At 32.5% G+C, this 24,556-nt stretch carries 25 protein-coding genes; 3 read left to right on the top strand and 22 right to left on the bottom strand.

The genetic code is table 11. The annotated features are described in order from the left end of the window. Positions 1-138: 138 nt before the first annotated feature. The 3 genes from B5E79_RS13995 to B5E79_RS03875 all read left to right on the top strand — a co-directional run bounded on the left by B5E79_RS13995 (position 139) and on the right by B5E79_RS03875 (position 2,306). Positions 139-555, top strand: coding sequence for a DUF6431 domain-containing protein (locus B5E79_RS13995; protein ID WP_353477938.1), 417 nt, complete (start codon positions 139-141; stop codon positions 553-555). Positions 556-663: 108 nt separating this feature from the next. Further along, positions 664-2,076 (top strand): ISL3 family transposase, encoded by a 1,413-nt coding sequence (locus tag B5E79_RS03880; protein ID WP_143746764.1) that lies wholly within the window; start codon positions 664-666, stop codon positions 2,074-2,076. Beyond that, entirely contained in the window at positions 2,070-2,306 is a 237-nt protein-coding gene (locus B5E79_RS03875) for a hypothetical protein (protein WP_087297048.1), read from the top strand. Before B5E79_RS03880 ends, B5E79_RS03875 begins: the two co-directional genes overlap by 7 nt. Before the next feature lie 127 nt (positions 2,307-2,433). On the opposite strand, the gene deoC is transcribed toward B5E79_RS03875, so the two are convergent. From deoC to rsmA, 22 genes are all read right to left on the bottom strand, one after another. Next, positions 2,434-3,102, bottom strand: coding sequence for a deoxyribose-phosphate aldolase (deoC, locus tag B5E79_RS03870; RefSeq protein WP_087297047.1), 669 nt, complete (start codon positions 3,100-3,102; stop codon positions 2,434-2,436). After that, positions 3,071-3,742 carry an HAD family hydrolase gene (locus B5E79_RS03865; RefSeq protein WP_087297046.1) on the bottom strand — a complete coding sequence of 224 codons (672 nt, stop codon included), beginning with the start codon at positions 3,740-3,742 and terminating at the stop codon, positions 3,071-3,073. Before B5E79_RS03865 ends, deoC begins: the two co-directional genes overlap by 32 nt. Before the next feature lies 1 nt (position 3,743). Next, positions 3,744-4,496 carry a GntR family transcriptional regulator gene (locus B5E79_RS03860; RefSeq protein ID WP_087297045.1) on the bottom strand — a complete coding sequence of 251 codons (753 nt, stop codon included), beginning with the start codon at positions 4,494-4,496 and terminating at the stop codon, positions 3,744-3,746. A 119-nt stretch (positions 4,497-4,615) separates the two neighbouring features. Continuing rightward, positions 4,616-6,382 carry a class I mannose-6-phosphate isomerase gene (locus B5E79_RS03855; protein WP_087297044.1) on the bottom strand — a complete coding sequence of 589 codons (1,767 nt, stop codon included), beginning with the start codon at positions 6,380-6,382 and terminating at the stop codon, positions 4,616-4,618. A gap of 9 nt (positions 6,383-6,391) precedes the next feature. Continuing rightward, complete coding sequence (locus B5E79_RS03850; protein WP_087297043.1) at positions 6,392-8,140, bottom strand: class I mannose-6-phosphate isomerase; 1,749 nt, start codon at positions 8,138-8,140, stop codon at positions 6,392-6,394. 24 nt (positions 8,141-8,164) lie between these two features. Then, positions 8,165-9,127 carry a class I mannose-6-phosphate isomerase gene (locus B5E79_RS03845; RefSeq protein ID WP_087297042.1) on the bottom strand — a complete coding sequence of 321 codons (963 nt, stop codon included), beginning with the start codon at positions 9,125-9,127 and terminating at the stop codon, positions 8,165-8,167. A 14-nt stretch (positions 9,128-9,141) separates the two neighbouring features. Continuing rightward, positions 9,142-9,381 carry a SemiSWEET transporter gene (locus B5E79_RS03840; protein ID WP_087297041.1) on the bottom strand — a complete coding sequence of 80 codons (240 nt, stop codon included), beginning with the start codon at positions 9,379-9,381 and terminating at the stop codon, positions 9,142-9,144. Then, entirely contained in the window at positions 9,378-10,187 is an 810-nt protein-coding gene (locus B5E79_RS03835) for a Cof-type HAD-IIB family hydrolase (RefSeq protein WP_087297040.1), read from the bottom strand. The genes B5E79_RS03840 and B5E79_RS03835 overlap by 4 nt, the downstream gene beginning before the upstream one ends. A 15-nt stretch (positions 10,188-10,202) precedes the next feature. Further along, a complete protein-coding gene (locus B5E79_RS03830) occupies positions 10,203-11,048 on the bottom strand; it encodes a PTS system mannose/fructose/sorbose family transporter subunit IID (protein WP_087297039.1) in 846 nt (281 codons plus the stop codon). After that, the gene (locus tag B5E79_RS03825; RefSeq protein ID WP_087297038.1) at positions 11,045-11,854 is read right to left on the bottom strand and encodes a PTS mannose/fructose/sorbose/N-acetylgalactosamine transporter subunit IIC; all 810 of its coding nucleotides are present in this window, start codon (positions 11,852-11,854) and stop codon (positions 11,045-11,047) included. The genes B5E79_RS03830 and B5E79_RS03825 overlap by 4 nt, the downstream gene beginning before the upstream one ends. A 2-nt stretch (positions 11,855-11,856) precedes the next feature. Continuing rightward, on the bottom strand, positions 11,857-12,360 hold the full coding sequence (locus tag B5E79_RS03820) for a PTS sugar transporter subunit IIB (protein WP_087297037.1): 504 nt from the start codon (positions 12,358-12,360) through the stop codon (positions 11,857-11,859). A gap of 88 nt (positions 12,361-12,448) precedes the next feature. After that, entirely contained in the window at positions 12,449-12,841 is a 393-nt protein-coding gene (locus tag B5E79_RS03815; RefSeq protein ID WP_087297036.1) for a PTS sugar transporter subunit IIA, read from the bottom strand. A gap of 11 nt (positions 12,842-12,852) precedes the next feature. Then, positions 12,853-13,692 carry an aldo/keto reductase gene (locus B5E79_RS03810; RefSeq protein ID WP_087297035.1) on the bottom strand — a complete coding sequence of 280 codons (840 nt, stop codon included), beginning with the start codon at positions 13,690-13,692 and terminating at the stop codon, positions 12,853-12,855. A 108-nt stretch (positions 13,693-13,800) separates the two neighbouring features. Then, positions 13,801-14,739 (bottom strand): 3D domain-containing protein, encoded by a 939-nt coding sequence (locus tag B5E79_RS03805; protein WP_087297034.1) that lies wholly within the window; start codon positions 14,737-14,739, stop codon positions 13,801-13,803. 12 nt (positions 14,740-14,751) lie between these two features. Further along, a complete protein-coding gene (locus B5E79_RS03800; protein WP_087297033.1) occupies positions 14,752-15,510 on the bottom strand; it encodes a TatD family hydrolase in 759 nt (252 codons plus the stop codon). Between the two features lie 375 nt (positions 15,511-15,885). Beyond that, positions 15,886-18,018 (bottom strand): Ig-like domain-containing protein, encoded by a 2,133-nt coding sequence (locus tag B5E79_RS03795; RefSeq protein ID WP_087297032.1) that lies wholly within the window; start codon positions 18,016-18,018, stop codon positions 15,886-15,888. 205 nt (positions 18,019-18,223) lie between these two features. After that, on the bottom strand, positions 18,224-19,411 hold the full coding sequence (locus tag B5E79_RS13955) for a LuxR C-terminal-related transcriptional regulator (protein WP_087297031.1): 1,188 nt from the start codon (positions 19,409-19,411) through the stop codon (positions 18,224-18,226). Positions 19,412-19,573: 162 nt separating this feature from the next. After that, on the bottom strand, positions 19,574-20,530 hold the full coding sequence (locus B5E79_RS03785; protein ID WP_087297030.1) for a ribose-phosphate diphosphokinase: 957 nt from the start codon (positions 20,528-20,530) through the stop codon (positions 19,574-19,576). A gap of 18 nt (positions 20,531-20,548) precedes the next feature. Then, entirely contained in the window at positions 20,549-21,949 is a 1,401-nt protein-coding gene (gene glmU / locus B5E79_RS03780) for a bifunctional UDP-N-acetylglucosamine diphosphorylase/glucosamine-1-phosphate N-acetyltransferase GlmU (RefSeq protein WP_087297029.1), read from the bottom strand. Between the two features lie 125 nt (positions 21,950-22,074). Further along, complete coding sequence (gene ispE / locus B5E79_RS03775; protein WP_087297052.1) at positions 22,075-22,935, bottom strand: 4-(cytidine 5'-diphospho)-2-C-methyl-D-erythritol kinase; 861 nt, start codon at positions 22,933-22,935, stop codon at positions 22,075-22,077. 5 nt (positions 22,936-22,940) lie between these two features. Next, a complete protein-coding gene (locus B5E79_RS03770) occupies positions 22,941-23,687 on the bottom strand; it encodes a sporulation peptidase YabG (RefSeq protein ID WP_087297028.1) in 747 nt (248 codons plus the stop codon). A 26-nt stretch (positions 23,688-23,713) separates the two neighbouring features. Continuing rightward, positions 23,714-24,529 (bottom strand): 16S rRNA (adenine(1518)-N(6)/adenine(1519)-N(6))-dimethyltransferase RsmA, encoded by an 816-nt coding sequence (gene rsmA / locus B5E79_RS03765; RefSeq protein WP_087297027.1) that lies wholly within the window; start codon positions 24,527-24,529, stop codon positions 23,714-23,716. Positions 24,530-24,556 lie beyond the last annotated feature (27 nt).

The raw sequence follows: 24,556 nt of genomic DNA, 5'->3' as shown, positions 1-24,556 counted from the left end.
GTTTTCTCTTATGCTGGTTTAAAATCACGGGAAATTCTATAATGGTATTATCAGGATATATCTTCTGAAATCTATAGAAAGAAAAAAAGATGAAACCCTCCCGACCAAAGTTGAGTCTCATCTTGTCCTAACGACAATATGATAATATTAAAAACCAGCAGAAAAATCAATACCATTAATCAAAAAAATTATTCCAATGTTATCTTTTCACTGGATTTGTCTCTTCTGTCATGTCCAAAATGCTCTCATAGAGGCTTGTCTGTTCATGGCTACTATAAAAGAAACTTCAAGGACAGCTCCATCAACATCCAGAGAGTCATATGCCCTCATTGCGGCAAAACTCATGCGCTGCTTCTTTTTCCCATGATTCCTTTCCTATCTGCTGTCTCCTTCGATGATATTGTTTCCATTCTTTCTGATTCAACAGATCATCTTATTATCGAACTGTCTCACATATACTATTTCATCGTTAAGCTTGGCAACTGCCCAATAGATGAACTGCTCATCTATAAGAAATTTTCCAGAAAACTGTATTTCTCTTTTCAAACCACATGACCTTTATGTCTTTCTGCTTCCATTTCCTCTATCATGAAGATGTAGAAAAAGAAAGGACGGGATGTTTTATGAAATTACAGATTCTATTGGCTTTGGATGGTGATGACGATGTGTGATAATACCACGACCATGTCCAGCTGCATCATTTCCCAGAATGATTTCCTTGTTTTCTTCAATATCGAGGACAAGGATATCGAAACATTCGATATCCATCATCAAAAGGATGGTATCTATATTGATGTGACACTGAAGAAGAAGCCCCACCAGTGTCCTGTCTGCCTCAACATGACAGACAGAGTCAAGGACTATAGTGTCAAGCATATCAACCATTCCATACTGACAAACAAGAAATGCATCATCAATTACAGAGCTCGCAGATATAGATGTCCAAAATGCCATAAGACATTTATGGAGTCCAATCCCTTTACCGTTGCTGGCTCAAGAATCTCTCTGGCGACTGTATATAATATCCTGGAGGATTTGAGAAAGCCAAACATGACATTCAGGGATGTGGCCGAACGATACCACATATCCCAGACAACAGCTGCACATGTATTTGACTCATTTGTCTCCATATCAAGAAGACCTCTGCCTGAGTATCTGCTGATAGATGAGGTCTATGCATTCAAGTCTGCTCACAGTAAGTACGTATGCGTTCTTGTCGACTTCGAAACACAAAATATTGTCGATGTCCTTCCGTCAAGAAGAAAGCAGACACTCATGGATTATTTCTTCTCCATTCCTCTTGAGGAAAGGAAGAATGTCAAAATTGTTTCCTTTGACATGTGGGAAACATACAGAATCGTATCGAAAATCATGTTTCCAAATGCAATATGTGCAACCGACCATTTTCATGTGAAGCAGGAATTTGGAAGAAAAATTGACAGAGTGAGAATCGATGTCATGAATAAGTATTATTCCAGAAAAAAATATCTTGAGAAGAAAAAAGAAAAAACCAAGACTGAAAAGCTTGAGTTAAAGGAAGCATCCAAGCATTACTATGCATTAAAGAAATTCAACTGGATGCTCTTCTCCAATGACAATAGAATATTCGACCCTAACGAAAAGAAGATATACAATCATACCCTTGAGGGGTATTACAACTATTATGATATCCTTGAGTTCATGGTCAGACATGACCCTGTACTGGATCTAGCCTATGATCTTAAATATGAGCTGGATGAATTTTACAGCAGATCCAATGAAAAAAACGCATTGAAGAACATAGAAGAGCTGATCATATCCTTCAGGAATTCCCAGATCAAGGAAATGATGGATTTTGGGAATACACTGGTCAAATGGAAATATGAGATTGTGAATTCATTTGTGCCGGCAAATGGAAGACGCATATCAAACGGCCTGATTGAAAACAGAAACAAATCCATCAAGCTGCTGAAACACAGTTCAAACGGATACCTCAACTGGCATCGTTTCAAGACAAGAATCATGTACAGTCTCAATAAAGACTCAACATATCACCTGTATCCAATCAAAAACAAGGGGGATTTTACAGAATGGTGACAAGAAAAAAGATTTATACACTGATTGTGGACAATCATGATGTAAGCATTATCAGCAGACAACGTCTGCTGGAAGACATACTATACAGACTCAATATGATATACGAATATGCAGATGAACTGGATGACTTGACTCAGGAAATCAATCTGAAGTTAGATAAACTGATAGAAAAAGCAGAAAAAAAGAACCATGACCCATCATCAGATTATGATTCTCCTATACAGTTTTAAAATTGTGGGAAGAACAGCCTTCCCACAATTTCTTATAATCCAAAACCCCACAACCCCGTGTTATTTTAGATTACCGAAAAAAATAAAAAAATGATTTCAAAATTGATTTGAAACCATCTTTTATACCTTACTCCTGTTGAAATTCTTCCAATATTTTTAATGAACTGCTTGTTCCTATACGACTGGCTCCTGCTTCAATCATAGCTTGACAAGTTTTCCAATCACGTATTCCTCCAGCAGCTTTGACTTTCACTTCATTACCTACTGTTTCTTTCATTAAACGCACATCTTCTACAGTTGCTCCTGAAGTGCCAAAACCTGTACTTGTTTTGATATAGTCTGGTTTAACCTCTTTAGCAATTTCAGCTATTTTTACAATCTCTTCTTTTGTTAAATAACAATTTTCAAAAATAACCTTACAAATCACCTGACTTTCATGACACAGTTCAACAATGCTTCTCATTTCCTGTTCAATATAATTCCAATCATGCATCTTTGCTTTACCTATGTTTATCACATAATCTATCTCATCTGCACCATCATCAATAGCCTGCTTTGTTTCAGCCAATTTGATATCTAGTGTTGTTTGTCCTAAAGGAAAAGAAATAGCTGCTCCCACATGAATATTTGTTCCTTGTAATAACTCTTTACATAACTTTACAGGTTCACTATTAATGGCTACCATTGCCGCCCCAATACTTTTTGCTTCATTACATAATTGAATAAAATCATCTCTTGAGGCATAAGCCTTTAAAAATGTATGATCAAATATACGCGCAAGTTCTTCTTTTGTCATGATTTTTTCCTCCCATTATGATATCTATAATTTGCAAATGATTCGTTATAATAAGATCACTTTCACTTTGATCATTTTGAAATTTTCCTGAATAATACGCTACTACTTTTAATCCTGCCTGCTTTGCAGCCTGTATTCCATAAGTACTATCTTCAACAACAAATAATGGTTTTTCCCCATTTTGATGTTTTAGAATAGATAAATAAATTTCTGGATTAGGTTTTGAATATTGAACATCTTCTCTTCCTACAAAATAAGATATATATGCATAAAGGTTTAATTCAATAAGCACTTTTTCTATAATTTCTCGAGGTGATGATGATGCAATAATTATATCAATATCTTTTTGAAAGATATTCTCAATACACTCTTGGACATGAGGGAATATAATTTGCTGATAATTTGGAATCTGTATTTGTGAAAGATACTTTTCAAAAAGATATTGAATTTTATCTTGATTTACAATATATTTTTCTAATTTCTTAAATGTATCTTTGGCATCTAAGCCCATCATTTCAATCAAATGGCTTTTTGGTATATCGTATCCTTGAGAATGTAGAAATTCTTTTAATTGATCCATATACCAACTTTCACTATCAATAATAACTCCATCCATATCAAAAATAATATATGGCTTCATTCTATCCTCTTTTAAAAGTTGCTGTCATATTAATAAAGGTCACATCTAAAGAAGAAATAGAATATTCTATAACTGTTCCATCTTCTGCATATCCAATATCTTGAACAAGCATTATTGGATTTTTTGAGCTAACCTCTAAAATTTTTCTGACTTCACTATCTGGTAAACTTGGAATTAATGTTTCACGAATAATAGATACTTTTAATCCTTTACTATCTAAATACTGATAAAAATGTTGTGCAGCTTCTTTTGCATCTTTATCAAAATCATCTAATAGTTTTTTATGAATATATGAACGTGAAAATGATGCTGCCTTTATCCCAGCATATCTGACTCTATCCATATACCATACTTGTTCACCTACATCTATTGATAAACGTTTAGCAATATCTGGAGTAGCTTCAACAGTCCCAACATTCATAAACTTCGTTTTACAAACATATCCATTTCTATTAATAACTTTATCTAATTTATATATTGTTGAGTTTATAATATCTTGTTGATCATTTATTTTCTTCGTTGATGAAACGAATGTTCCAACTCCTTTTCTTTTATATAAATATCCTTCCGTCACTAATTCATTTAATGCTTGTCTAACAGTTGTTCTACTTAATTGATATTTTTCAATTAATTCATGTTCTGTTGGAATAGTTTCATCTTCCTTATAAACACCATCATCAATTAAATTGATTATAATTTGTTTTAATTGATAATATAGTGGTAAAGGTATATTCTTATCAATAATATATTTCATTTTATTTCAACCCCTTCTGTTTTATTGTAACATTTTTTCCAAATCTTACCCATTTAATATTCTTATAAATTTGAAAAAAATAGGGTTAAATGCCCTATTTTTTTCAAAAAAGGGAGGTTTTATTGATAAGCATTTCCCATATCCATATAAATCTCTAAAACTGCTAAATCTTCATCACTTCTATTTTTAGGTTTAATTACATACTGACCTATACTAGCTGGAATAAAGACAGCTTCAGCATAATGCATTTCAATAGGTTCAAACTCATTGTTTGGACTTACAATCATAGCTTCTTCTCCTTCAACTAAAACATGAAGTTTTACATGATCTTTCGTTTCAAAAAAGATAGGTTTATTAAACCAATAACGATCGACTTTTAATAATTCATATTCCATCGTTCCACTATGTTCTTTTCTCCAACCTGTTCCTCTAGCAATTTCAGCTTTCTTTGAAATAAGGTGATCTTTTACAAATTGTGTTTGATATCTCTCTTGGATAACCTTTTCACCATGATCTATATTAATCGGTCTAGGTTTACCATCAGCATCAATACGTCCCCAATCCCACAACTTGAATGTTTGGAATCCAATCGGGTTAATTTCTAATACCAAAGTATCTTTACCAGATGCATGAATTGTTCCACTTGGTATATAAATATGATCATGGTTTTTCATAGGAAAATGATTAATCCATTTTTCATCATCAAATTTACCTGTTATTTGTGCATCTTTAAAAGCTTTTACTAAATCATCTTTTTTTACACCTTCTTTAATTCCTAGATAAACTTGTGAATTTTCAGATGTATCTAACATATAATAACTTTCATAATGTCCAAATGGGAAGTTAAATTCTTCTTGAGCATAGCTAATATCTGGATGAACCTGCAAACTAAGATTGCCACCACCCCAAGTATCTAAAAAGTCACATCCTACTGGACAATTATATCCAAACCAGAAATAATTTTGATTTCCTAGAAATTCAATAGGTTTGTATTGAACAATATCTCTACCAACAATTCTAAATTCATGATTTCCTAATTTTGCTAATGCATTTTGAAAATTCATCCATCCTGTCATACCCCAAGCAGTATTTTCTTTATCTAATCCTCCTTTCAAAACATCTTTACACCAATGTCCACCCCATACGCCTCTGTTAAAGAATGGCTCTAATTTGAAAGGATGTGAAGCAAAATAATTTAAAGTTTTTCTAAAATCATCTCCAGTTACCATAACAGGATTATCTATATCATCTCCATCAATGACATAATCCATATCATTAAAAAGATGTCGTTTATGATTATCAAAATATTTAGCTTCAACAAAATTGAAAATTTTTTCTTTTGTAAGTGGATCTTCATGAGGATTGTTCATTCCCCAATTTGACAATGATGAAAGATATCCATCTTTAACTCTTTGAATAGTTATATTATTATAAACAAGAATATCGCCTTTTGTAACCAATGCAGCTCCAATGCCATATACGACAATCATTCCTTGTGTAGTATTATGAATCAATTCTTGTGCTGTCTTTATTTTTTCACTATCAAAATATTCATCAATTTGTCCAATAGCAAATACACCATTAATGCGATCATTAGTGATGAACTTATCTAATCTCTCATGTAGTATATCATCATCTGCTCTCAGATCATCTGTACAAATAACTAATTGAGGTTTAATGTTATCTATGAAATACTCTCTTAATTCTTTATGATTAATATGATAATATGAGTCAATAACCAAAACACACTTCGATTCATATTTTTGCATTTCATGATCAATAATTTTGCTAATTTCTTGATATCCTTTCCATGATTGTGTTCCATCTATTGTAAAAACAGGATGTAAATCAAAGTTCGGTATTCTTTCATTTATTTTTTCGTACATAATAACCTCCTATATATCCATATAAATTTCTAATACTGCACATTCTTGAGATTTAGATTTTCCATATGGTTTAATAGTATATTGTCCTGCAGCTGGTGGTACAAACACTGCTTCTGCATAATGAATGACAACTGGTTCAAAACTATCATCTAAACTTTCAATAATAGCTTCTTCTCCTTCAACTAACACATGAATTACAATGCAATCATTAGGATCAAAATGTACTGATTTACTAAACCAGTATCTATTGACTTCCATAGGAGCTTCAAATGGCATTGTTCCACTTCTTTCTTTACGCCATCCATATCCTCTATCTACTTCTTGTTTTTTAGAAATAAATTGATCTTTAATCATTTGAGTTTGGAATTCTTCCTGAATAACATGTTTTCCATGATCTATATTAATTGGTCGTGGTTTTCCATCAAAATCTACACGTCCCCAATCCCATAACTTGAACGTCGTAAAACAAAACATATCAATTTCAAGTGTTAATGTATTTTTTCCAGCCGAATGAATTGTTCCACCTGGAATAAAGACATGATCATGTTTTTTCATTGGGAAATGATTTATCCATTTCTCATCATCAAATTCACCAGTTTCTTGTGCTGTTTCAAAAGCTTCTACTAAATCATCAAGTTTGACACCATCTTTTGTTCCTAAATAAACAGAACTTTCATCACAAGCATCTAACATATAATAGCTTTCATAATGTCCCCATGATGAATTAAATACTTCTTGAGCATATGCAAGTGTTGGGTGAACTTGTAAACTAAGATTTCCTCCACCCCAAGTATCCAAGAAATTGACATGTAAAGGACATCGGTTTCCATAAAGATACCAAATTTTTCTTCCTAATACTTCTTTAGGATTACATAAAATCAAATCAGTTGATGGAAACTCAAAAACTGCATTATTTAATTGTGCTGCTACAGCTTGACAATCCAAAAATCCAGTGATTCCCCAAGCAGTATTTTCTAAATCTTTTCCCGCATTTAAAACTTTTTGACACCAGTGACCACCCCATACTCCTTTCATAAAGATAGGAATAGGTTTAAATGGACTTGTTGAAAATTGAGATACAATCTTATCAAAGTCATTTTTTGTAACCATAACAAATTGATCATCTTTATTACAATCAATAACATAATCACATTTTTTATAAATCTCTCTTTTATGCTTGTCTTGAACTCTACTTTCTAAGAAATTAAATCTCTTTTCTTTTCTCAAATATTCTTCATCTTCATTATGTGCACCCCAATTTCCTAAACCTTGGTTATATCTATCTTTAATTGTTTGATAGCTAATTGAACCAGAAATAAGAATATCAGGATTACAAACAACTTGAGATGCAACACCATAAACTATAACTAAACCTTTGGTTCCTTGAATTTTATTTTGTATGTCTTTGATTTTATCAACATCAAAGAATTCTTCAATATTACCTACACTAAATACCCCATTAACACGATCTTCAGTAATAAACTTTCCAAACTTATTTTGAATCATTGATTCATCATATTTAGCAATATCAGAATGAATAATCAATTGTGGTTGTAGTGCTTTAGCAATATCTTCAAATAATATTTCATTAACACCATGATAATAATCAAAACAAACAACAATACAATCTTTTTGAATTGATTTTATCTTGTTATTAATTTCATCAATAATGTCTAAGATTCCTACTTTAGCATTAATATCTATTTTTTTCTTTGGATATAAATCAAAATTCGGTATTCTATTTTCTACTTCATACATATAATATATCTAACAATTTTAGAATTACCCATAATATGCTAAAACTGTCATTTCTCCTTTCCACATTAATTTTTTTACATTGGCACTAATTAAGAAAGAATCACCCGCTTGGAGTTTAACATCTTCTATTTGTCCTTGACCTTCAATGACAAAGGCTCCCAAATAAGGTTTAGGCATCGTTAATTCTCCGCTTCCATTTATAACATATTTATAAACCGAAAAATTCTTATTATCAGTTAATTTGATTTCTGTCACACCTTGATGATTTCGATAAGAATAATGTGTATCCTGACATTCAAATGGGACTAATATGTTATCTTTAGCCTTTTCAACATCAAGCTGTCTTGGTTTTCCTTGCTTATCTAATCGATCATAATCATAAAAACGGTATGTAACAGGACAAGGATTACACACTTCCATAAAAGTCGTTCCTTTTTGTATTGCATGTAATGTACCAGCTTGAATATTATAAAAAGCACCTGGAAAAATTGGATATCGTTTTAATAAACCATTCCAATCTTTATTTTGAATATACTCATCTAATTCCTGAATGGTTTTTGCATTATGTCCCATTACAATATCAGCATTGTGTGGACAATTGACAATATACCAACTCTCGCTTTTTCCATGACATCCTAAATTCTTTAATGCATACTCTTCAGTTGGATGAACTTGTATACTTAAATCAGTACATGCATGAGCTATTCCCATAGATACAGAGATATGCTCCCATCTTAAAGTGGATGGTGTTCCAAACATTTCTGGATGTTCATCATAAAGTTCATTGAGTTTTCGTCCTTTATATTTTCCATTCATAATTTCATTAGCGTCTTGTGGTAACCCACAAAATGCTCCTAAACCAGTAATTTCATCTATATTCATATCTTTTGGTACATATTTTTCAACATGATAATGATGAACTAATGAGCCATCACCCCAAATTGCAGTTGAAAATGTTGGTTTTAAAAATATATACTTTTCATCCATATCATTTATCACCTCTACTTATATTTCACTTTATAACACAATATAATTGAAGCTAATATAAACGTAATACAATTAGCCACTATAACTGCATAATCACCTATATATATTCCATGTATAAACCATAAGAAAACACCTATAACAAACATAGAATACATAATCAAAGAAATTCCTGATGTATCTTTTGTTTTAATAACCTGTATAGCTTGTGGTACAAAAGATAATGTTGTTAAACAAGCAGCTATCATTCCTATCATTCTTCTATCCTACTTTCTAAAATATCAATAGCTTCTTTTATGTTATCAACGACATATGTTGCTTTTTGTTTTGCTTCTTCATAACCATGTGTCATACAGAAACTTGTATGACAAAATTCAAACATTCCTATATCATTTAAACTATCACCAATAGCAATTGTATTATTTTTAGGTATATTATTGAGTTTTAAATATTGATTGATGCCTTGCTCTTTTGTAGCTTGTTTTTGAGTAATATCATAACTATAATCTGATGTTACTTTACATTGATATAGTTTTTCATGATCCAGAATATTTTTTTGATAATCTTCATAAAACTCTTTATGCAATTGTTGATTTGGAAAAATATAATTTATATGAATGATTGGTTTATAATCTGTGAGAATATACTCATTTATTGTTTGATGAATAACTTTGTTTGGATCTTTCTTAAACATATTTGCTGTATAAGATGATAATTTTCCATATATATATACATTATCTATATTTGTGACCTTAGCATAATCTTTATATTTATACATGCCTTTATATATATCTAAAAATTGTATGTTAGAAAAAGGATATAGACAAACAACTTTATGATCCATATATATTTCTGCACCATTCCAACCGATACAGTCAAAATCGTATTGTTTTAACTTTTGCGTTATATTATTTAAAAAAGTATGATGTCGGGCAGTACATAACACAAAACTATTCTTTTTAGCAATCCAATATTGAATTGCTTGAACATCTTCATTCAATATTTCTTTTGTTTCTGGTCTTAATAATGTATCATCTAAATCACAAAATATAACCTTATCCATACCCTTTACCTCATTTTATACAATACCTAAAACTCCTAAAACAATTGCAATAACTAAATAAACTCCAATAAGTTTAACAGCACTCATCTTTTTCTTTTTCAATAAGTAATATCCCAATAAAACTAAACACATTGGAATTAATTTTGGGAAAATACCATCTAAAATCTCTTGGAAATTAATCGTACTATATTCACTGACATATTGAGTTGTAATTGTTAAATTAACATAACTTGCAGTAATTGCTCCAACAACTGTTAATCCTAATACAGACATTGCATCTTGTATTTTAGTCATCTGCTTACCTAACAATTTTGAAACAGCTTCTCTACCAGATTTATATCCTTGCATATAGAACAATCGTGATAAAGCCATTTGTGATAAGTATAAACCTAAAACTGCAAATACTGCTCCTAATGGACTACCACCTGATGACAATCCAATTGCAATACTTAAAATAATTGGTGGGAGCGTTGCCTGTGTAACAGCATCTCCAATTCCAGCTAATGGACCCATTAAACCAACTTTTATACTGTTAATAAATTCATCAGTAATTTTAGCTCCATTTCCTCTTTCTACTTCCATTGAAGCGACAATTCCATTAACCATAGCACCAAATACAGGATTTGTATTATAGAAAACTGAATGACATTTCAAACGTGCAACCATCTTATCTGGATCTTTTGAATAAAATTTTTTCAAGATTGGTAACATAGATAAAGTAAATCCTGGAGCCTGTAATCTTTCATATCCAAATACAGTTAAGCAATATTTAAACCATATCCACCAGCTCTTATTAACTTCTTGCTTAGTTAACGTCACTTTATTATCTTCAGCTTTTACTGTTTCTACTTTTTCACTCATAACAATTCATCCTCCTCTACGTCATCATCATTTTGTTGAGTGGTCGATTCATTTTGACCACCAATAAACATATAATACATAACTGCTAAACACATACCCACTACTGCAGTGGCAACCATATTAAGTTCCAAGAAGGTAATACATACAATACCAATTAAGAAATAAATAATAAATTTAAAATCTTTTAATGTATAAGTGACAAGAATAGAAATACCTACTGCTGGTAAAATTCCTCCTAAAACACTTGCTATATGTAAAACTATCTCTGGAATTGCTGCTAATAAATCTGCTGCATACGCACTTCCAAGCATAACAATTGAGAAAGTGATACCAAATCTGATTACAAAACTTGTAAGAGGTGGTAAAACCATATATGTTAGTTTCATTTTCTTAATATCATTATTTGCAATGAATTTATCACCTAATGAATAGAAAACAGAACATAAAATTTCATATCCAGTGAAAACTGCTGCTCCTAAGACACCTACTGTTGCAGCCAATGTTACTGCTACTGTTGCATCCGCTCCCGCTAACATCGCTAATGCAATTGATGGATAAGATACAAATGCCATATCTGCTGTAGCAACTCCACCAATTAAAACTTGCCCTAGATACATAGCTTGAACTGCTGCTCCAATAGTAATACCTGTGGCTACATCACCTAAGATAAATCCTACAATCGTTCCACCTACGATTGGTCTTGATAATGCATCTGAAAAACCGATTCCTAATGGTTGTGCATTTTCACAACTTCCTAACCAACAAGCAATACCTATCAGTATAGCTTGCATAACTGTAATTTCCATAATTATTCTCCCTTCTTCAAATTATTTTTTACGGTTTCCCAACTTAATCCTTGTTCATCAGGAATAAGTTTAAATTGAATTTTTATTCCTTTTTGTGTCAACTCATCACAGTGTTGAATATCATCTTCTGATAAGTAAATATTATTGTAAACTTTTCTCGTTCCTTCGGCTTTACTAGCTGTACCAAAAATAATTTCATCTCCAAAATCAATACCATGTTTATTCAATTGATAAAGTTGTTCAATTTTCTTTGAAATAACATAGTAGTGTTTCTTTCCTGCTACTGCTTTTGGTATTTTCTCTAAAGCTTGATCCACTGTAAAAATATAAACTTTTTTTCCAATTGCATTCCCTGCATTTAAAAAGACTTCTTTTAAAAATGGATCACTTCCTAAAGCATCATCTACCAAAAGAATAATAGCGTCTCCCTGTCTTACCTTTGACCACATCAATACAACCTGACCGTGAATCAAACGATCATCTACTCTTACCAAACTTAATGACATAATTCCCTCGCCTCTCTTTGTTATGTTATCGTGTTGTCATGACATCTTTACATTAATATAATAGCATTACTTTAATAAAAATGCAATGCTATAAACTACAAATAGAAATTTTTCCTGTTTCTATTACTTGATCAACTAATTGTTTCATTTCCATATCCAAAGAACTCATCATTCCTAACTCTATGACCATCGCGAGATTCATGCCAGAAATCAGACATAAATGAGAGTCTTTATGACTTAATATATATCTGTAACATTCATTATATGGCGTAGCATTTGGGATGTCAGTTACAATAATAACTTCTTTATATTCTTTTTCTAATTTTTCTATAATTGCTGCTAAATGAACTCTAAAATTATCCACTCCTTCTTCTGTTAAAGAGCATGTATATAAATTTTCCTTTTGTCCTATAATCATTTCGCAACTTGCTTTTACTCCTTCACACATAGTAGAGTGTGTCACTAATAAAATAGCTTTCATGTTTTCCTCCTTTAAAAATCTGCCATATCTGGATGAGAACCAATCTTTCCATGATCATGACTAAGATTTTTTATTTCTTGAATATCCTTGGCTGTTAATTGAAAATCAAAAACTTCATGATTACTTTTTATTCTTTCAATAGTTATAGATTTTGGTAAAGGAATAATTTCATTATCTATGGCATAACGAATACAAATTTGTGCTGGTGTCTTATTATATTTGTTTGCTATTCTTTTGATGATAGGATCATTTAACACTTGACCTCTTCCCAATGGACTATACGCCTCTAAAACAATGTTGTGTTTTTGACAATATGCTATCGTCTCTTCATCATAATAATAAGGATGGAATTCTATTTGATTGACCATAATTGGAATTTCTATTTGACTGCTTAACTCCTCTAAATGATGCTTCAAAAAATTACTTACCCCAATAGCTTTTATCTTTCCATCTTTATACAATTTTTCCATTGCACGATAAATTTCGATATTTCTTTTTTGATAAAACGATCTACAATCTTTAGGGGCTGGCCAATGGATTAAATACAAATCAACATAATCAAGTTTTAATTTCTCTAAACTTTTGTTAAAGGCCTCTATAGCTTCTTCATAAGAACACGCTGTATTCCACAATTTCGTTGTTATAAATAGTTTATCTCTGGCTATATGACTTTGTTTTATAGCTTCACCAACAGCATCTTCATTACCATAGATACTTGCTGTATCAATATGTCTATATCCACATAAAATAGCAGATTTTACTGATTCAACAGCAATTTCATAATCATTCATTTTCCATGTTCCAAAACCAATGCAAGGTATATTTACACCATTATTTAATTTTAAATCCATTATCTCCCTCCTTTTGTTATAATGATGTCATGTCATCATTATATTAACACTTACATATTTTTTTGTCAACACAGTCATCATAAAATAAAAAAAGAGATAGTTTCATTCCTATCTCCAAAAATTAGCATTTCCACTACCAAGAGAAACAACTTCAAATTTGGTATTATATGAAGTTCCTCCACCAAAATATTTATTTCCAGAACCTTCACTACCATTAAAAATATCTATTTTATTTCCCTTAATAGCTCCACCACGATCCACAACAATTCCATAAATAGTTCCTTCTGTATTCAAATTATGATTTGAAATTTTAATCACAGTTCCAAATGGAATAGAACGATCTGCCGCTAAACAATAATATTTCTTTCCATTATAATATAAATATGGCGAATTTGTATTATTGACACCACTTGTAGGTGATAGCTTAACCCCTGATGACGAAGTACCTCCACATCCTGTACAATCTCCACCATATAGAGTTAAACGACCAGTAAATGTTGTTCCTTCAAGGATACCACCATATTGAATAATTTTATCCACTGGCTTTTCAATAATTTCTTCTTTAATCATTTGTTTATTTGTTTCTTTTCCATTGGCATAAGTGAAAAGATAAGTTCTTTTTGCTTTTCCATCTTTTCCTTCTTGAACAACTGTTTTTGTCCAGCTTCCACTACCTTTTGTTTTTGTTGAGTATGGTATTTTCTCTATTTTTTCTACTGTTTTTGTTTCAACTCTTGTGATTTCAATATAATCATCTTGTTGAACAATCTCTTCTTTATCTTTATTTAAAGTATCTTTTGTATCTAACTCAACATTCAATTCATTTAAGACATTTGATACTGTATCCTGCTTGACCAAATAATCCTTTTCTTCCTGCAATCCATCTTTTAATGTAATGTCTACAGTTGGAATAAAATTCGTAATCTGATTGACGGCTCCAGATGATACAGTTGCTAACATAATAACAACGTATACAACCGCCATTGCTAAAATTCCTTTTGTTCGGCTATCAGCCGAGACAATCGCCTCTTTAGCTTTGTTTAACATAAAATATCCTCCTTATTTAATCCCAAACATTTTTTTGGCATTAAATGTTGTGATTCTAGCAACGTCTTCTATCTCCATGTTCTTTAGCTTTGCTATTTCCTGGGCAATATACACAACATTTGCTGGCTCATTCAACTTTCCTCGAAATGGGTGAGGTGTTAAATAAGGGCAGTCCGTTTCAATCATCAAATGATTTATATCAATTGATTTCGCAACTTCCTTAGGGACTTTTGCATTCTTAAATGTCACGGGTCCAGCTAACGATATTTCAAAACCTATATCAACATATCGTTTTGCCATTTCAGCCGATCCACTATAACAATGCATAATGCCATAATGTGCAGTTTGTTTTAAGATATTGTAAGTATCTTCATAGGCATCTCTAGCATGAATCACAATGGGCTTTTGATATTTTTTAGCAATTTCAATTTGCTTTACAAAAATATCTTTTTGCTTTTCATGAGGGACTTCTTCCCAATAATAATCTAAACCTATTTCTCCTAAAGCCACTACACATGGGTCTTGAAGCAATTTTTCAATTTCATTTAAATCTTCATCAGTTGTATCCTTACAATCATTAGGACTTATTCCGACTGCTGCATAAATAAATGAATACTCATGAGCTATCTCAACAGCCTTCTTTGATGACTCTAAATCATATCCTACAACAACCATATTTTCGACTTGATGATCTAAAGCATTTTGAATAAATTGATCTCTATCAGGATACAATTGTTCACTATTTAAATGTGTATGTGTATTGAAATACATCTCCATCACCCTGAGGCATAATAACAAATATTTAAAGCTTTGTCAAATTTCTAAAAACACAAATATACAATTATTCCCATTTTATCGACATTTTTCTTATTTTAAAGTATCCTCATTTGTTAATATAACAAATAGATAAAACTTTACTTTTGAAATATTCCAAGTTATCAATTATGCTCTTATCATGTCAAAAAACGTTAAAATCACAGACATCATATTTATAGTATGTCTATTTCTCAATCATTTAATCATATTTTCATTATCATACAACATCTATTAAAAAAACAAAAAAAGCAGTCTTGATTTTGATGATGATATAAGACTGCTTCTTACCAATACTATAACTGGCAAATGATTCACTTCTATTAAAAATATCTATTCAGTTTTCTTTTTCTTATAAAATACAATTGCACCTATAAATGCTGAAACACTTAATAAGAAAAACCATCCTGTTAAATAAGTCATATCTCCTGTCTTTACTGACTTTATGGTATCATTATTGACAGTCGTCGTTGTCTGACTATCTTTATCATCAGATTGCATATTATCATCAATTGGTTTTGTGGTCCTTTGATAATTTGGATCTTCAGCTCCACACATTACACAACGACCATCACTATAATGATGAGCAAGCATATTTTGATCTGTAACTTCTTTAATATTCGTATAAGTTTGACCATCAAACACTACTGTTGCCTTGTACTGTGTGACTCCCATATTTGTGCATGTTGCTGGTACTTTTACGATAGAAGAAACAACTGCTTTTGCTGTTATACTATGAGATTTATCATTTGTACAAATCAAGGTTGCTGTACAGTTTTCATTATCCATCCAGTTCCATTTGACTTCTTTATAAGAATGTCCTAATGCAGTAACCACAGTATCCTCTAATTGTATCTCTGTTGTCCCATTGACATCACTAAAATACTGACCACAACTTTCACAAGTCCAATATTCTGTATTTCCATCTGCTGTGCAAGTAGGAGCATTTGCTGCAGTATAAGTCATATTGCCATGCATCACTGTTACTTCACAAGTATCCATAAAGTTACCATCTTCCGTTTTAACCGTAATTGTAGCCTTGCCTGCCTTCTTAGCAGTCACATTTCCACTCTTATCTACTGTAACAACATTTGAATCACTACTTTCCCATATCACATTTTTATTGGTAGCATTATCTGGTTTCACTGTGGCGATAAGAGTTTCATTTTTGCCTTCAGTAAGATTCAAAGTTTTCTTATCCAATGATACTCCAATAACAGCTATTTTACCAATAGTCAAGCTCAATTCTTTATCATCACTACCCCAATGATTGGTTGCTGTTATGGTAAATGTACTTGTACCTTCTGCAATAGGTGTTCCTGATATCTCACCAGTATTTTCATTCAATGTCAAACCATTTGGTAACTTACTACCATTAGCAAGACTCCAAGTAATCGAATCAGTCCCAGTAGCACTGAGAGTAACACTATAAGGTTGCCCTACAATACCATTTGACAGACTTGTAGTTATTATCGTTGGCGTATACTTCACACTGTCGCCCAAACTGTTCTTGATACTATCATCTACCGTGCCGCCGTCCACGATTACATTATGGTTATTTGCGTCCAACCTCGCATTATTATCAGCTAACTTTAGACTCTCACCATCACCAATAATCAAATCTTCCTGCAAGGTCACATCGCCGTACACAATACCTTCTTTACCGTCAAAGACGGTGCCGTCACCGGAAGGGAGCACTGGCTGGAGATTTGTAGTACTTCCGGCACCGATCCCACCCCCTCTTGCGTCCACGATGGCGCTGTCGCTGATGGTTAAGGCCGTAGTTTTAGGAACGGTACCACTGCCGATAGAATCATATAGAATCCCTGGAGACCCGCTGGCAGTCAGGCTGCCGCCATCCACAGTCAGAGCGGCGGTCGAACTATTGCTGGATTGCACATTAACACCATAGCCGGCGGTATTGGTCCCCGTTGTTTCAACCTTGGCGTTCTGGATAAACAAAGTGCCATTGCCGTTGTTGCTCTGAACCCAGATGCCAGTCTGACTGGCGCTGGCATCCAGACTGCCGTCGCCCGTGATGGTCAGGGTGGCGCCGCCAGTAGAATTGGCCAACACATAGATCCCCTTGCCGACCTCTGCGATTGTATTGGTGCCCTCCAATGTGATTGTCAACTCCGCAGCGCCGTTCTGATTGTGCACGCCAATGGCAGCGCCAGCGACATAAGTGCTGGTATTATAGGGTACTTCCTCTTTAATCGTGGCGTTGTGCAGGGTCAGAGTATTGGTGTCTGCGTCATAATGGATATAGTTGTCCGACGGTGTGCCTTCGCCTGTGTATGCGGTGACATTCCCTTCGCTGTCTGTTGTCCAGTAGCCGGTAGAAGAGATTTGCACACCACCTACATAAAGCACCTGTCCGTCTGGCGCGGCCGCCAGCGCTGTGGCGGGCAGCAAGCTTAAGCACAGGACCAAGATCATGCACAGGCTTAAAATTCTTTTTTTCATCTTGTTTCCTCCTTGTTTTATTGATGATTTTGCAATTATAAAAATGATACTAAACACTATGAATTATGTTTTTATTATTTGTGTTAGTTAGGAAATATTTTATGTATATCTTATACTTTTATTATACAAAAATAGATAAGATATATCTATCACCCGTTTATAGGGCTAAAACGGGTAATGCTCACCTGAATATAGGTGAGCATTTTTATTTAAGCATATATTGTTTTAGATCTTTTCTGTTTTCTACATGTAGCTTTTTTATAGCCTGTGAGATATGAGTTTTAACAGTGTTGGCTGAAATATTTAAATGTTTAGCTATTTCTGAATTTGTCCATCCTCTAGCAGCAAGCATTGCGACTGCAAATTCAGTGGTACTTAAATCATCTGCTACTTCATGACCCGTTACAGGGTTATGAATCTTTCTCCACCCAGCAGAAAATTCATAGGTAATAGAGATAATACGTTTAAAATCTTCTGGCCATTTTGGCTTAATGACGGCTTCTAGCATACCCCCTAAAAGTCCATGATGTTCACCGAATCCTTCAATCAAATCATCTGGGCGTGCGAGTTTCCAAGCAATCAAGAGATGGTTTTCTGCTTTTTCTAACTGCTTGAGGCTCATATAATCCATAACAGCTGCCAAATGCAGATAAATAGCAGGGATTGGATATTGATTGGCTCCCATTGCTAGTGCAGCTTCTATCATTCCGATACTTTTTTCATAGTTTTTTTGCAAATAAAGATAATGTGCTTCCACATATAGTGCAAATGATCTTAATCCAAATGGTAAAATCGGTATAAATTCTTGCATGGATGGTATATCTTCTGGAAGTGGTAAATGCAAAAGAACTGCTGCTGCCATCGCAATAAAAGCATCAATGACTTTGATTTGTTGAGCTCTCTCTTTATCCTCTTTTAATGTACTTTTAATCTTTTCTAACACTTGTTTGGCTTGTTCAATTTGTCCTATGGACAAATTTGAAAACGCATAAATCAGACAAGCTGATAGACGTAACTCTGTATTTGAACAAGTCAAATATTGCTTAGCCATTTGTGCTGCCATTTGAGGATTTCCACGAAAATAATAATATTCAGCATATGCAATATCTTTTCTAGCTCCTTCTTTCATACTATTCAGTCTTTTTTTACACTCCCCTGGTTGAAAAGGCGTATTCATGAGTGGCATGAGATTTTGAAAAGATGGTTTTTTATCAGTTTCATTGTCTTCTTCTTTTCTTCTTGGATCTGTTGGTTTTATTGCATGACATGGAATTTCCCAAACATTTCCTGATTTTCTTGCTCCTTTAATACGCCCATTTGAACAATATCTTTGAATGAGTCGTATTGATACATTCCATTTTTTAGCTGCTTCTTTTGCAGTCATATACACCATCTTTAATCATCTCCCTTACGACGAACAGTTTTATTTCTGTTCGCTTCCTTATATTCATTTATACGTCATTTTTTCTTGATTGACAAGTCCATTATTCTTTATAAATACATCTTTTATTTCTGTTAAATTCCACTTTTTAACAAAAAAAGAGGCTTATGCCTCTTATCCTTTAAAATCAAAATGTTGGAATACATCACTAACAGGTAAATCATTTTCAATACTTTCAATTGTATATGCTAATAATTCAGCTACACTGATTTGTACTAATTTATCAAAACGTTTTTCTTCTGGAATAGCAATTGTATCTGTAATAATAACTTCTTTTGCGACACAATCTTTTAATCTATCTACTGCTGGTCCTGATAATACACCATGAGTACAAGCAATATAAACATCTTTAGCACCTTTTTCTTTTAAGACTTGTGCTCCAGCCACAATTGTACCAGCTGTATCAATCATATCATCAATTAAGACACAGTTTTTACCTGCAACATCCCCAATAATACCCATAACTTCAGCAACGTTTGGTTTAGGACGTCTTTTGTCAATAATTGCAATTGGACAATCCAATGCTTCTGACATTTTTCTAGCACGCGTTGCTCCTCCATGATCTGGTGATACAACACATAAATCTTCAATATTTTTATTTTTAATATATCTACAAATAAGAGGTAAAGCTTCCATTTCATCAACTGGAATATCAAAGAATCCCTGAATTTGACGTGCATGTAAGTCTACTGTCACAACTCTATCAACCCCAGCTACTGTTAATAAGTCAGCAACTAAACGTGATGTAATTGGTTGTCTTGGCTTTGCCTTACGATCTTGTCTAGCATAACCAAAATATGGTATAACTGCTGTAATTTCTTTTGCTGATGCACGTTTTAAAGCATCAGTTAAAACCAAAATTTCCATTAAGTTTTCAGTCACTGGATTTGATGTTGATTGTACAATAAAGACATCTTTTCCACGTACTGATTCTTCAATTTCAACTAAGATTTCACCATCTGCAAAATGATGAACTTTACTTTTCCCAACTTCTGTCCCTAAAATATCAGCCATTGAATGTGCTAATTCCTGATTAGATGATAAAGCAAATATTGTTATGTTATTTTTCATTTTTACCCCATATTCTCCTTATTTTTTATTTTTATTTCGTCTTTCGTATTCTTTTTCACGTATTTCTTTTAATATCTTACTATAACCTTGTTTATTTTCTTGTCTAGCTCTCGCAATTGCCATCGCATCTTCATCAACTTCTTTAGTAATTGTTGATCCTGCTGCAATATAAGCATTCTTTCTCACTGTGACAGGAGCCACTAAATTGGTATTACATCCAATAAAGACATTATCTTCAATCTTTGTGAGTGATTTATTTTTACCATCATAGTTAGATGTAATTGTTCCACAACCAAAGTTAACATCTTGACCAACCTGGGCATCTCCTACATAAGTTAAATGTGAAGCCTTGCTTCCTGCACCAAAGTCAGCTTTTTTCATTTCTACAAAGTTACCTAAATGTGCATTCTCATGAATATGACAATTTGTTCTCAATCTTGCATATGGTCCAATATCTACACCACTTTCAATAATTGAATCACTTAAAACAGAGAATTTAATTTCAACATTATCTTTAATTTCCATATTTGTAAATTCACAATATGGTCCAATATGACAATGACTTCCAATCACTGTTTTCCCTTTAATAATACATCCTGGTTCAATAATTGTATCGTGTCCAATCACAACATCTCTACCAATATACGTATTAGATGGATCAACAATCGTCACTCCATTTAAAAGATGTTCACGATTAATACGATCTCTTAAAAACTGTGTTGACTGAGCTAATGCTACGCGATCATTAATACCACCAACTTCATCAAAATCATCAATCTTATAAGCATCTACTTTTAAACCTTGATGATTCATGATTCCAATAACATCAGTCAAATAATACTCATTTTGCGCATTATCATTTGTCACTTGACTTAATGCTTCAAATAATGCTTTATTGTCAAAACAATATTCTCCAGTATTCATTTCAGTAATATCTTTTTGACTTTCTAATAAATCTTTAAATTCCACAATTCCTGTGACTTGACCATTTTCTTTAATAATTCTTCCATAATGCGTACTTGGATCACAATCAGCACTCATAATTGTTGCCTGATTATGACATTCTTGATGATACGCAATAAATTCTTTTAATGTTTCTTTACGAATCAATGGTGCATCACCACATAAAACAAGAGTCATTCCATCTCGATTAGCCAAAATATCTTTAGCCTGCAATACAGCATGACCTGTACCAAGTTGTTCTGTTTGATCAACAAAAGTGACATCATCCACAATTGCTTTGACTTGATCAGCTTCGTGACCAACAATCACAATTGTTTCATCTACACCTAAAGCTTTTAATTCATCTACAACATGATTAATCATTGGCTTATATAATACTTCATGTACTACTTTTGGTTTATCAGACTTCATTCTTGTGCCTTTACCAGCAGCCAATACAATAGCATATACTTTCATTTTTTTCTCTCCTTATCGCCACTATTCTAACAAAAAAATATATAAAAAAAAAGAGGAAACAGGGAAATACTTTCGTTCATACCCATATTTTTCCATACTTTTTTACAAAAACAAAAGTTAGTTATTTATAACTTCAGTGAATCCTTATTTAAAATCTCTGTTTTTCTGACAAAAGCATATCTATTCAAAAAGAACTGATACCCTTTTTCTAACAACTCCTGATCTTGAGTTAAACCAAATACACAAGAACCACTTCCAGACATTAAAGCGCCATCAAACCCTAATTCTTTCATTTCTTCTTTAATTTTTAATATATCAGGGACTATCTTTAAAGATGGTTCTTCTAGAGTGTTTCCTAAACAATTGACAACCCCCTGATAGTCATTATTTTCAATAGCTTCTTTCATATCCATGATTGGAGGATGCTCAGCATTTTTTAAGTCTAACATACCAAATGATTTTTTTGTGGATACTCCTTTTTTAGGTTTAACCAATAGTACATAACAATGAAAATCCTTTGAAATAAATTCAAGCTTTTCTCCAATTCCTTTCACTAAAGCTGTTTTTTCATAAATACAAAATGGTATATCTGCTCCTACTTCTTTACCAATATCAGCCAATGTTTCCAATGATAGATTTAATTGAAAGATTTGGTTCATCGCTTTTAAAACAGCTGCACCATCCGCACTTCCTCCAGCGAGTCCTGCTTGTGTAGGAATATGTTTATAAATATGAATCTTGACTCCATAAGGAATTTGATAACGTTCTATGAGTAACTGTGCAACTTTATACATGATATTTCTTTGATCTGTTGGCATACGATTGGTATTTGCAGTGATTTGAATACCATGATCAATCTTTTCAATATAAATTAAATCATGTAATGTAATAGGTGCCATGATCATCTCTAAATCATGATACCCATCTTCTCTTTTTCTGACAACATCTAATGCTAAATTGACCTTTGCATAAGCTCTTATTTTCATTTCTCTCATCCTCTCGTTGGATATATTTTTCTTGCGACACCTCTTGTATCAATACCACCCATACCACTTTGTTTATGCGATGTATGATTGATAATATCTTCAATATCACAATAATTTCTCACACTCTCATTAGCAACCAGACTGGCAATATAAACAGGATCTAAAGCATGAATATTCATACGTTTAGGACTGGAAGCAAAGTTAGCTCCACTCGCCAGTAACATTTCATAATACGATTGACATGCTCCAGCAATAATAATTAAGGCATCTTTATCTCCCTGATACTGTCGTGCTTTTTTCACTGCTGCCATATAATCTAATGAATGTTGATAATTCTGTCCAATACTTTTATCAGCATTTTTTCTTAACGCATCATGTCCAGTAATGACTAAAATCTGAGGCTTGTGTTTTTCTAATAATTCTATCACTCGATCAGGCATCTCACTTTCTTTCATATAATAACAATCAGCCCTAATCTTTAATTCCTCATATTTCTTTTGACACATCTTCAAATATTTTTCATCACCATCAAGATGTAAAACTTTTCCTCTGATCACAGGATGTCTTTCCATCACAAAACCATCTTCTAGCTGTGGCTGAACTTCACTCAACTCTAAATCATCCAACTCACTATCTGCAATCAACCTCAGTTCTACACCTCTTAAATAATAAATATTATCTTTAATATCAAAAATCTCAAATAATATATCGCGATTATATTTTTTCCTGACAACATAATCTCCAATTTTCATAAACCTCACCCATATATCATATGAATTTATAAATAATGTGTGAGTTTTATATAATCTTCAATCGTTAATTGTTCTGGTCTTGTTTTTAAATCAATACCACATTCATTTAATATTTTTTCTGTATCCTCTAAAAACAAATCTTTTAAATTATTATAGATTGTTTTTCTTTTTTGTGTAAAAGCCTGTTTTAAAATCTGTGTTAAAAGTGGGTTATATGTCTTTTCCATCATAATAGATAAAATTGCACTATCTACTCTTGGAGCAGGTGAAAATACATTTTTAGAAACTGTCATATCTAAAGAAGCTTGACCAATACTTTCTATCATAAAAGTCAATGGACTATGATAAGAAGCATCTGTTAATTTCAGTGCCACTTCTTTTTGAACCATAACATGTACACTATCAATATCTGCCTGAGAAGTGATAATATGTTCTAAAATATCTGATGTAATATAGTATGGTAGATTTGCTACAATACAAATCTTTGAATATTGTTGTCTATAATGATTAACTATTTGTTTTAAATCAACTGTTAAAAAATCTTGAAAAATAATCTCTACATTTAAACATTCATTTAATGATTCTTCTAAAACAGCTTTTAATCTTGTATCAATTTCATAGCTCACAACATGAACAGCCTGATAAGACAATTGTTCTGTTAAAGCTCCTATTCCTGGACCAATTTCAATAACACAAGTTTGTTGATCAATAGGCGTACAAGCCACAATTTTTTGAATGACATTTAAATCTATTAAGAAATTTTGTCCAAACTTCTTTGTGGCTTTCATATTGTATTTTTCTAATAAATACATTGTATTCGCTTTTTTTGCAATATCTTTCATTCTCTCACCTAAAACTTATTATAATCT

This window comes from Massilimicrobiota sp. An134 (genome assembly GCF_002160815.1).
Taxonomy (GTDB): Bacteria; Bacillota_I; Bacilli_A; order Erysipelotrichales; family Coprobacillaceae; genus Allocoprobacillus; species Allocoprobacillus merdigallinarum.
Note: the sequence above shows the minus strand (reverse complement) of the source record. Positions and strands in the feature narration are given on the sequence as shown.

What these genes read in the sequence shown, in the direction of transcription:
- B5E79_RS13995 (WP_353477938.1), top strand. Translation starts at nt 139, where the DNA reads ATGATAATATTAAAAACCAGCAGAAAAATCAATACCATTAATCAAAAA.
- B5E79_RS03880 (WP_143746764.1), top strand. Translation starts at nt 664, where the DNA reads ATGTGTGATAATACCACGACCATGTCCAGCTGCATCATTTCCCAGAAT.
- B5E79_RS03875 (WP_087297048.1), top strand. Translation starts at nt 2,070, where the DNA reads ATGGTGACAAGAAAAAAGATTTATACACTGATTGTGGACAATCATGAT.
- deoC (WP_087297047.1), bottom strand. Translation starts at nt 3,102, where the DNA reads ATGACAAAAGAAGAACTTGCGCGTATATTTGATCATACATTTTTAAAG.
- B5E79_RS03865 (WP_087297046.1), bottom strand. Translation starts at nt 3,742, where the DNA reads ATGAAGCCATATATTATTTTTGATATGGATGGAGTTATTATTGATAGT.
- B5E79_RS03860 (WP_087297045.1), bottom strand. Translation starts at nt 4,496, where the DNA reads ATGAAATATATTATTGATAAGAATATACCTTTACCACTATATTATCAA.
- B5E79_RS03855 (WP_087297044.1), bottom strand. Translation starts at nt 6,382, where the DNA reads ATGTACGAAAAAATAAATGAAAGAATACCGAACTTTGATTTACATCCT.
- B5E79_RS03850 (WP_087297043.1), bottom strand. Translation starts at nt 8,140, where the DNA reads ATGTATGAAGTAGAAAATAGAATACCGAATTTTGATTTATATCCAAAG.
- B5E79_RS03845 (WP_087297042.1), bottom strand. Translation starts at nt 9,127, where the DNA reads ATGGATGAAAAGTATATATTTTTAAAACCAACATTTTCAACTGCAATT.
- B5E79_RS03840 (WP_087297041.1), bottom strand. Translation starts at nt 9,381, where the DNA reads ATGATAGGAATGATAGCTGCTTGTTTAACAACATTATCTTTTGTACCA.
- B5E79_RS03835 (WP_087297040.1), bottom strand. Translation starts at nt 10,187, where the DNA reads ATGGATAAGGTTATATTTTGTGATTTAGATGATACATTATTAAGACCA.
- B5E79_RS03830 (WP_087297039.1), bottom strand. Translation starts at nt 11,048, where the DNA reads ATGAGTGAAAAAGTAGAAACAGTAAAAGCTGAAGATAATAAAGTGACG.
- B5E79_RS03825 (WP_087297038.1), bottom strand. Translation starts at nt 11,854, where the DNA reads ATGGAAATTACAGTTATGCAAGCTATACTGATAGGTATTGCTTGTTGG.
- B5E79_RS03820 (WP_087297037.1), bottom strand. Translation starts at nt 12,360, where the DNA reads ATGTCATTAAGTTTGGTAAGAGTAGATGATCGTTTGATTCACGGTCAG.
- B5E79_RS03815 (WP_087297036.1), bottom strand. Translation starts at nt 12,841, where the DNA reads ATGAAAGCTATTTTATTAGTGACACACTCTACTATGTGTGAAGGAGTA.
- B5E79_RS03810 (WP_087297035.1), bottom strand. Translation starts at nt 13,692, where the DNA reads ATGGATTTAAAATTAAATAATGGTGTAAATATACCTTGCATTGGTTTT.
- B5E79_RS03805 (WP_087297034.1), bottom strand. Translation starts at nt 14,739, where the DNA reads ATGTTAAACAAAGCTAAAGAGGCGATTGTCTCGGCTGATAGCCGAACA.
- B5E79_RS03800 (WP_087297033.1), bottom strand. Translation starts at nt 15,510, where the DNA reads ATGTATTTCAATACACATACACATTTAAATAGTGAACAATTGTATCCT.
- B5E79_RS03795 (WP_087297032.1), bottom strand. Translation starts at nt 18,018, where the DNA reads ATGAAAAAAAGAATTTTAAGCCTGTGCATGATCTTGGTCCTGTGCTTA.
- B5E79_RS13955 (WP_087297031.1), bottom strand. Translation starts at nt 19,411, where the DNA reads ATGGTGTATATGACTGCAAAAGAAGCAGCTAAAAAATGGAATGTATCA.
- B5E79_RS03785 (WP_087297030.1), bottom strand. Translation starts at nt 20,530, where the DNA reads ATGAAAAATAACATAACAATATTTGCTTTATCATCTAATCAGGAATTA.
- glmU (WP_087297029.1), bottom strand. Translation starts at nt 21,949, where the DNA reads ATGAAAGTATATGCTATTGTATTGGCTGCTGGTAAAGGCACAAGAATG.
- ispE (WP_087297052.1), bottom strand. Translation starts at nt 22,935, where the DNA reads ATGAAAATAAGAGCTTATGCAAAGGTCAATTTAGCATTAGATGTTGTC.
- B5E79_RS03770 (WP_087297028.1), bottom strand. Translation starts at nt 23,687, where the DNA reads ATGAAAATTGGAGATTATGTTGTCAGGAAAAAATATAATCGCGATATA.
- rsmA (WP_087297027.1), bottom strand. Translation starts at nt 24,529, where the DNA reads ATGAAAGATATTGCAAAAAAAGCGAATACAATGTATTTATTAGAAAAA.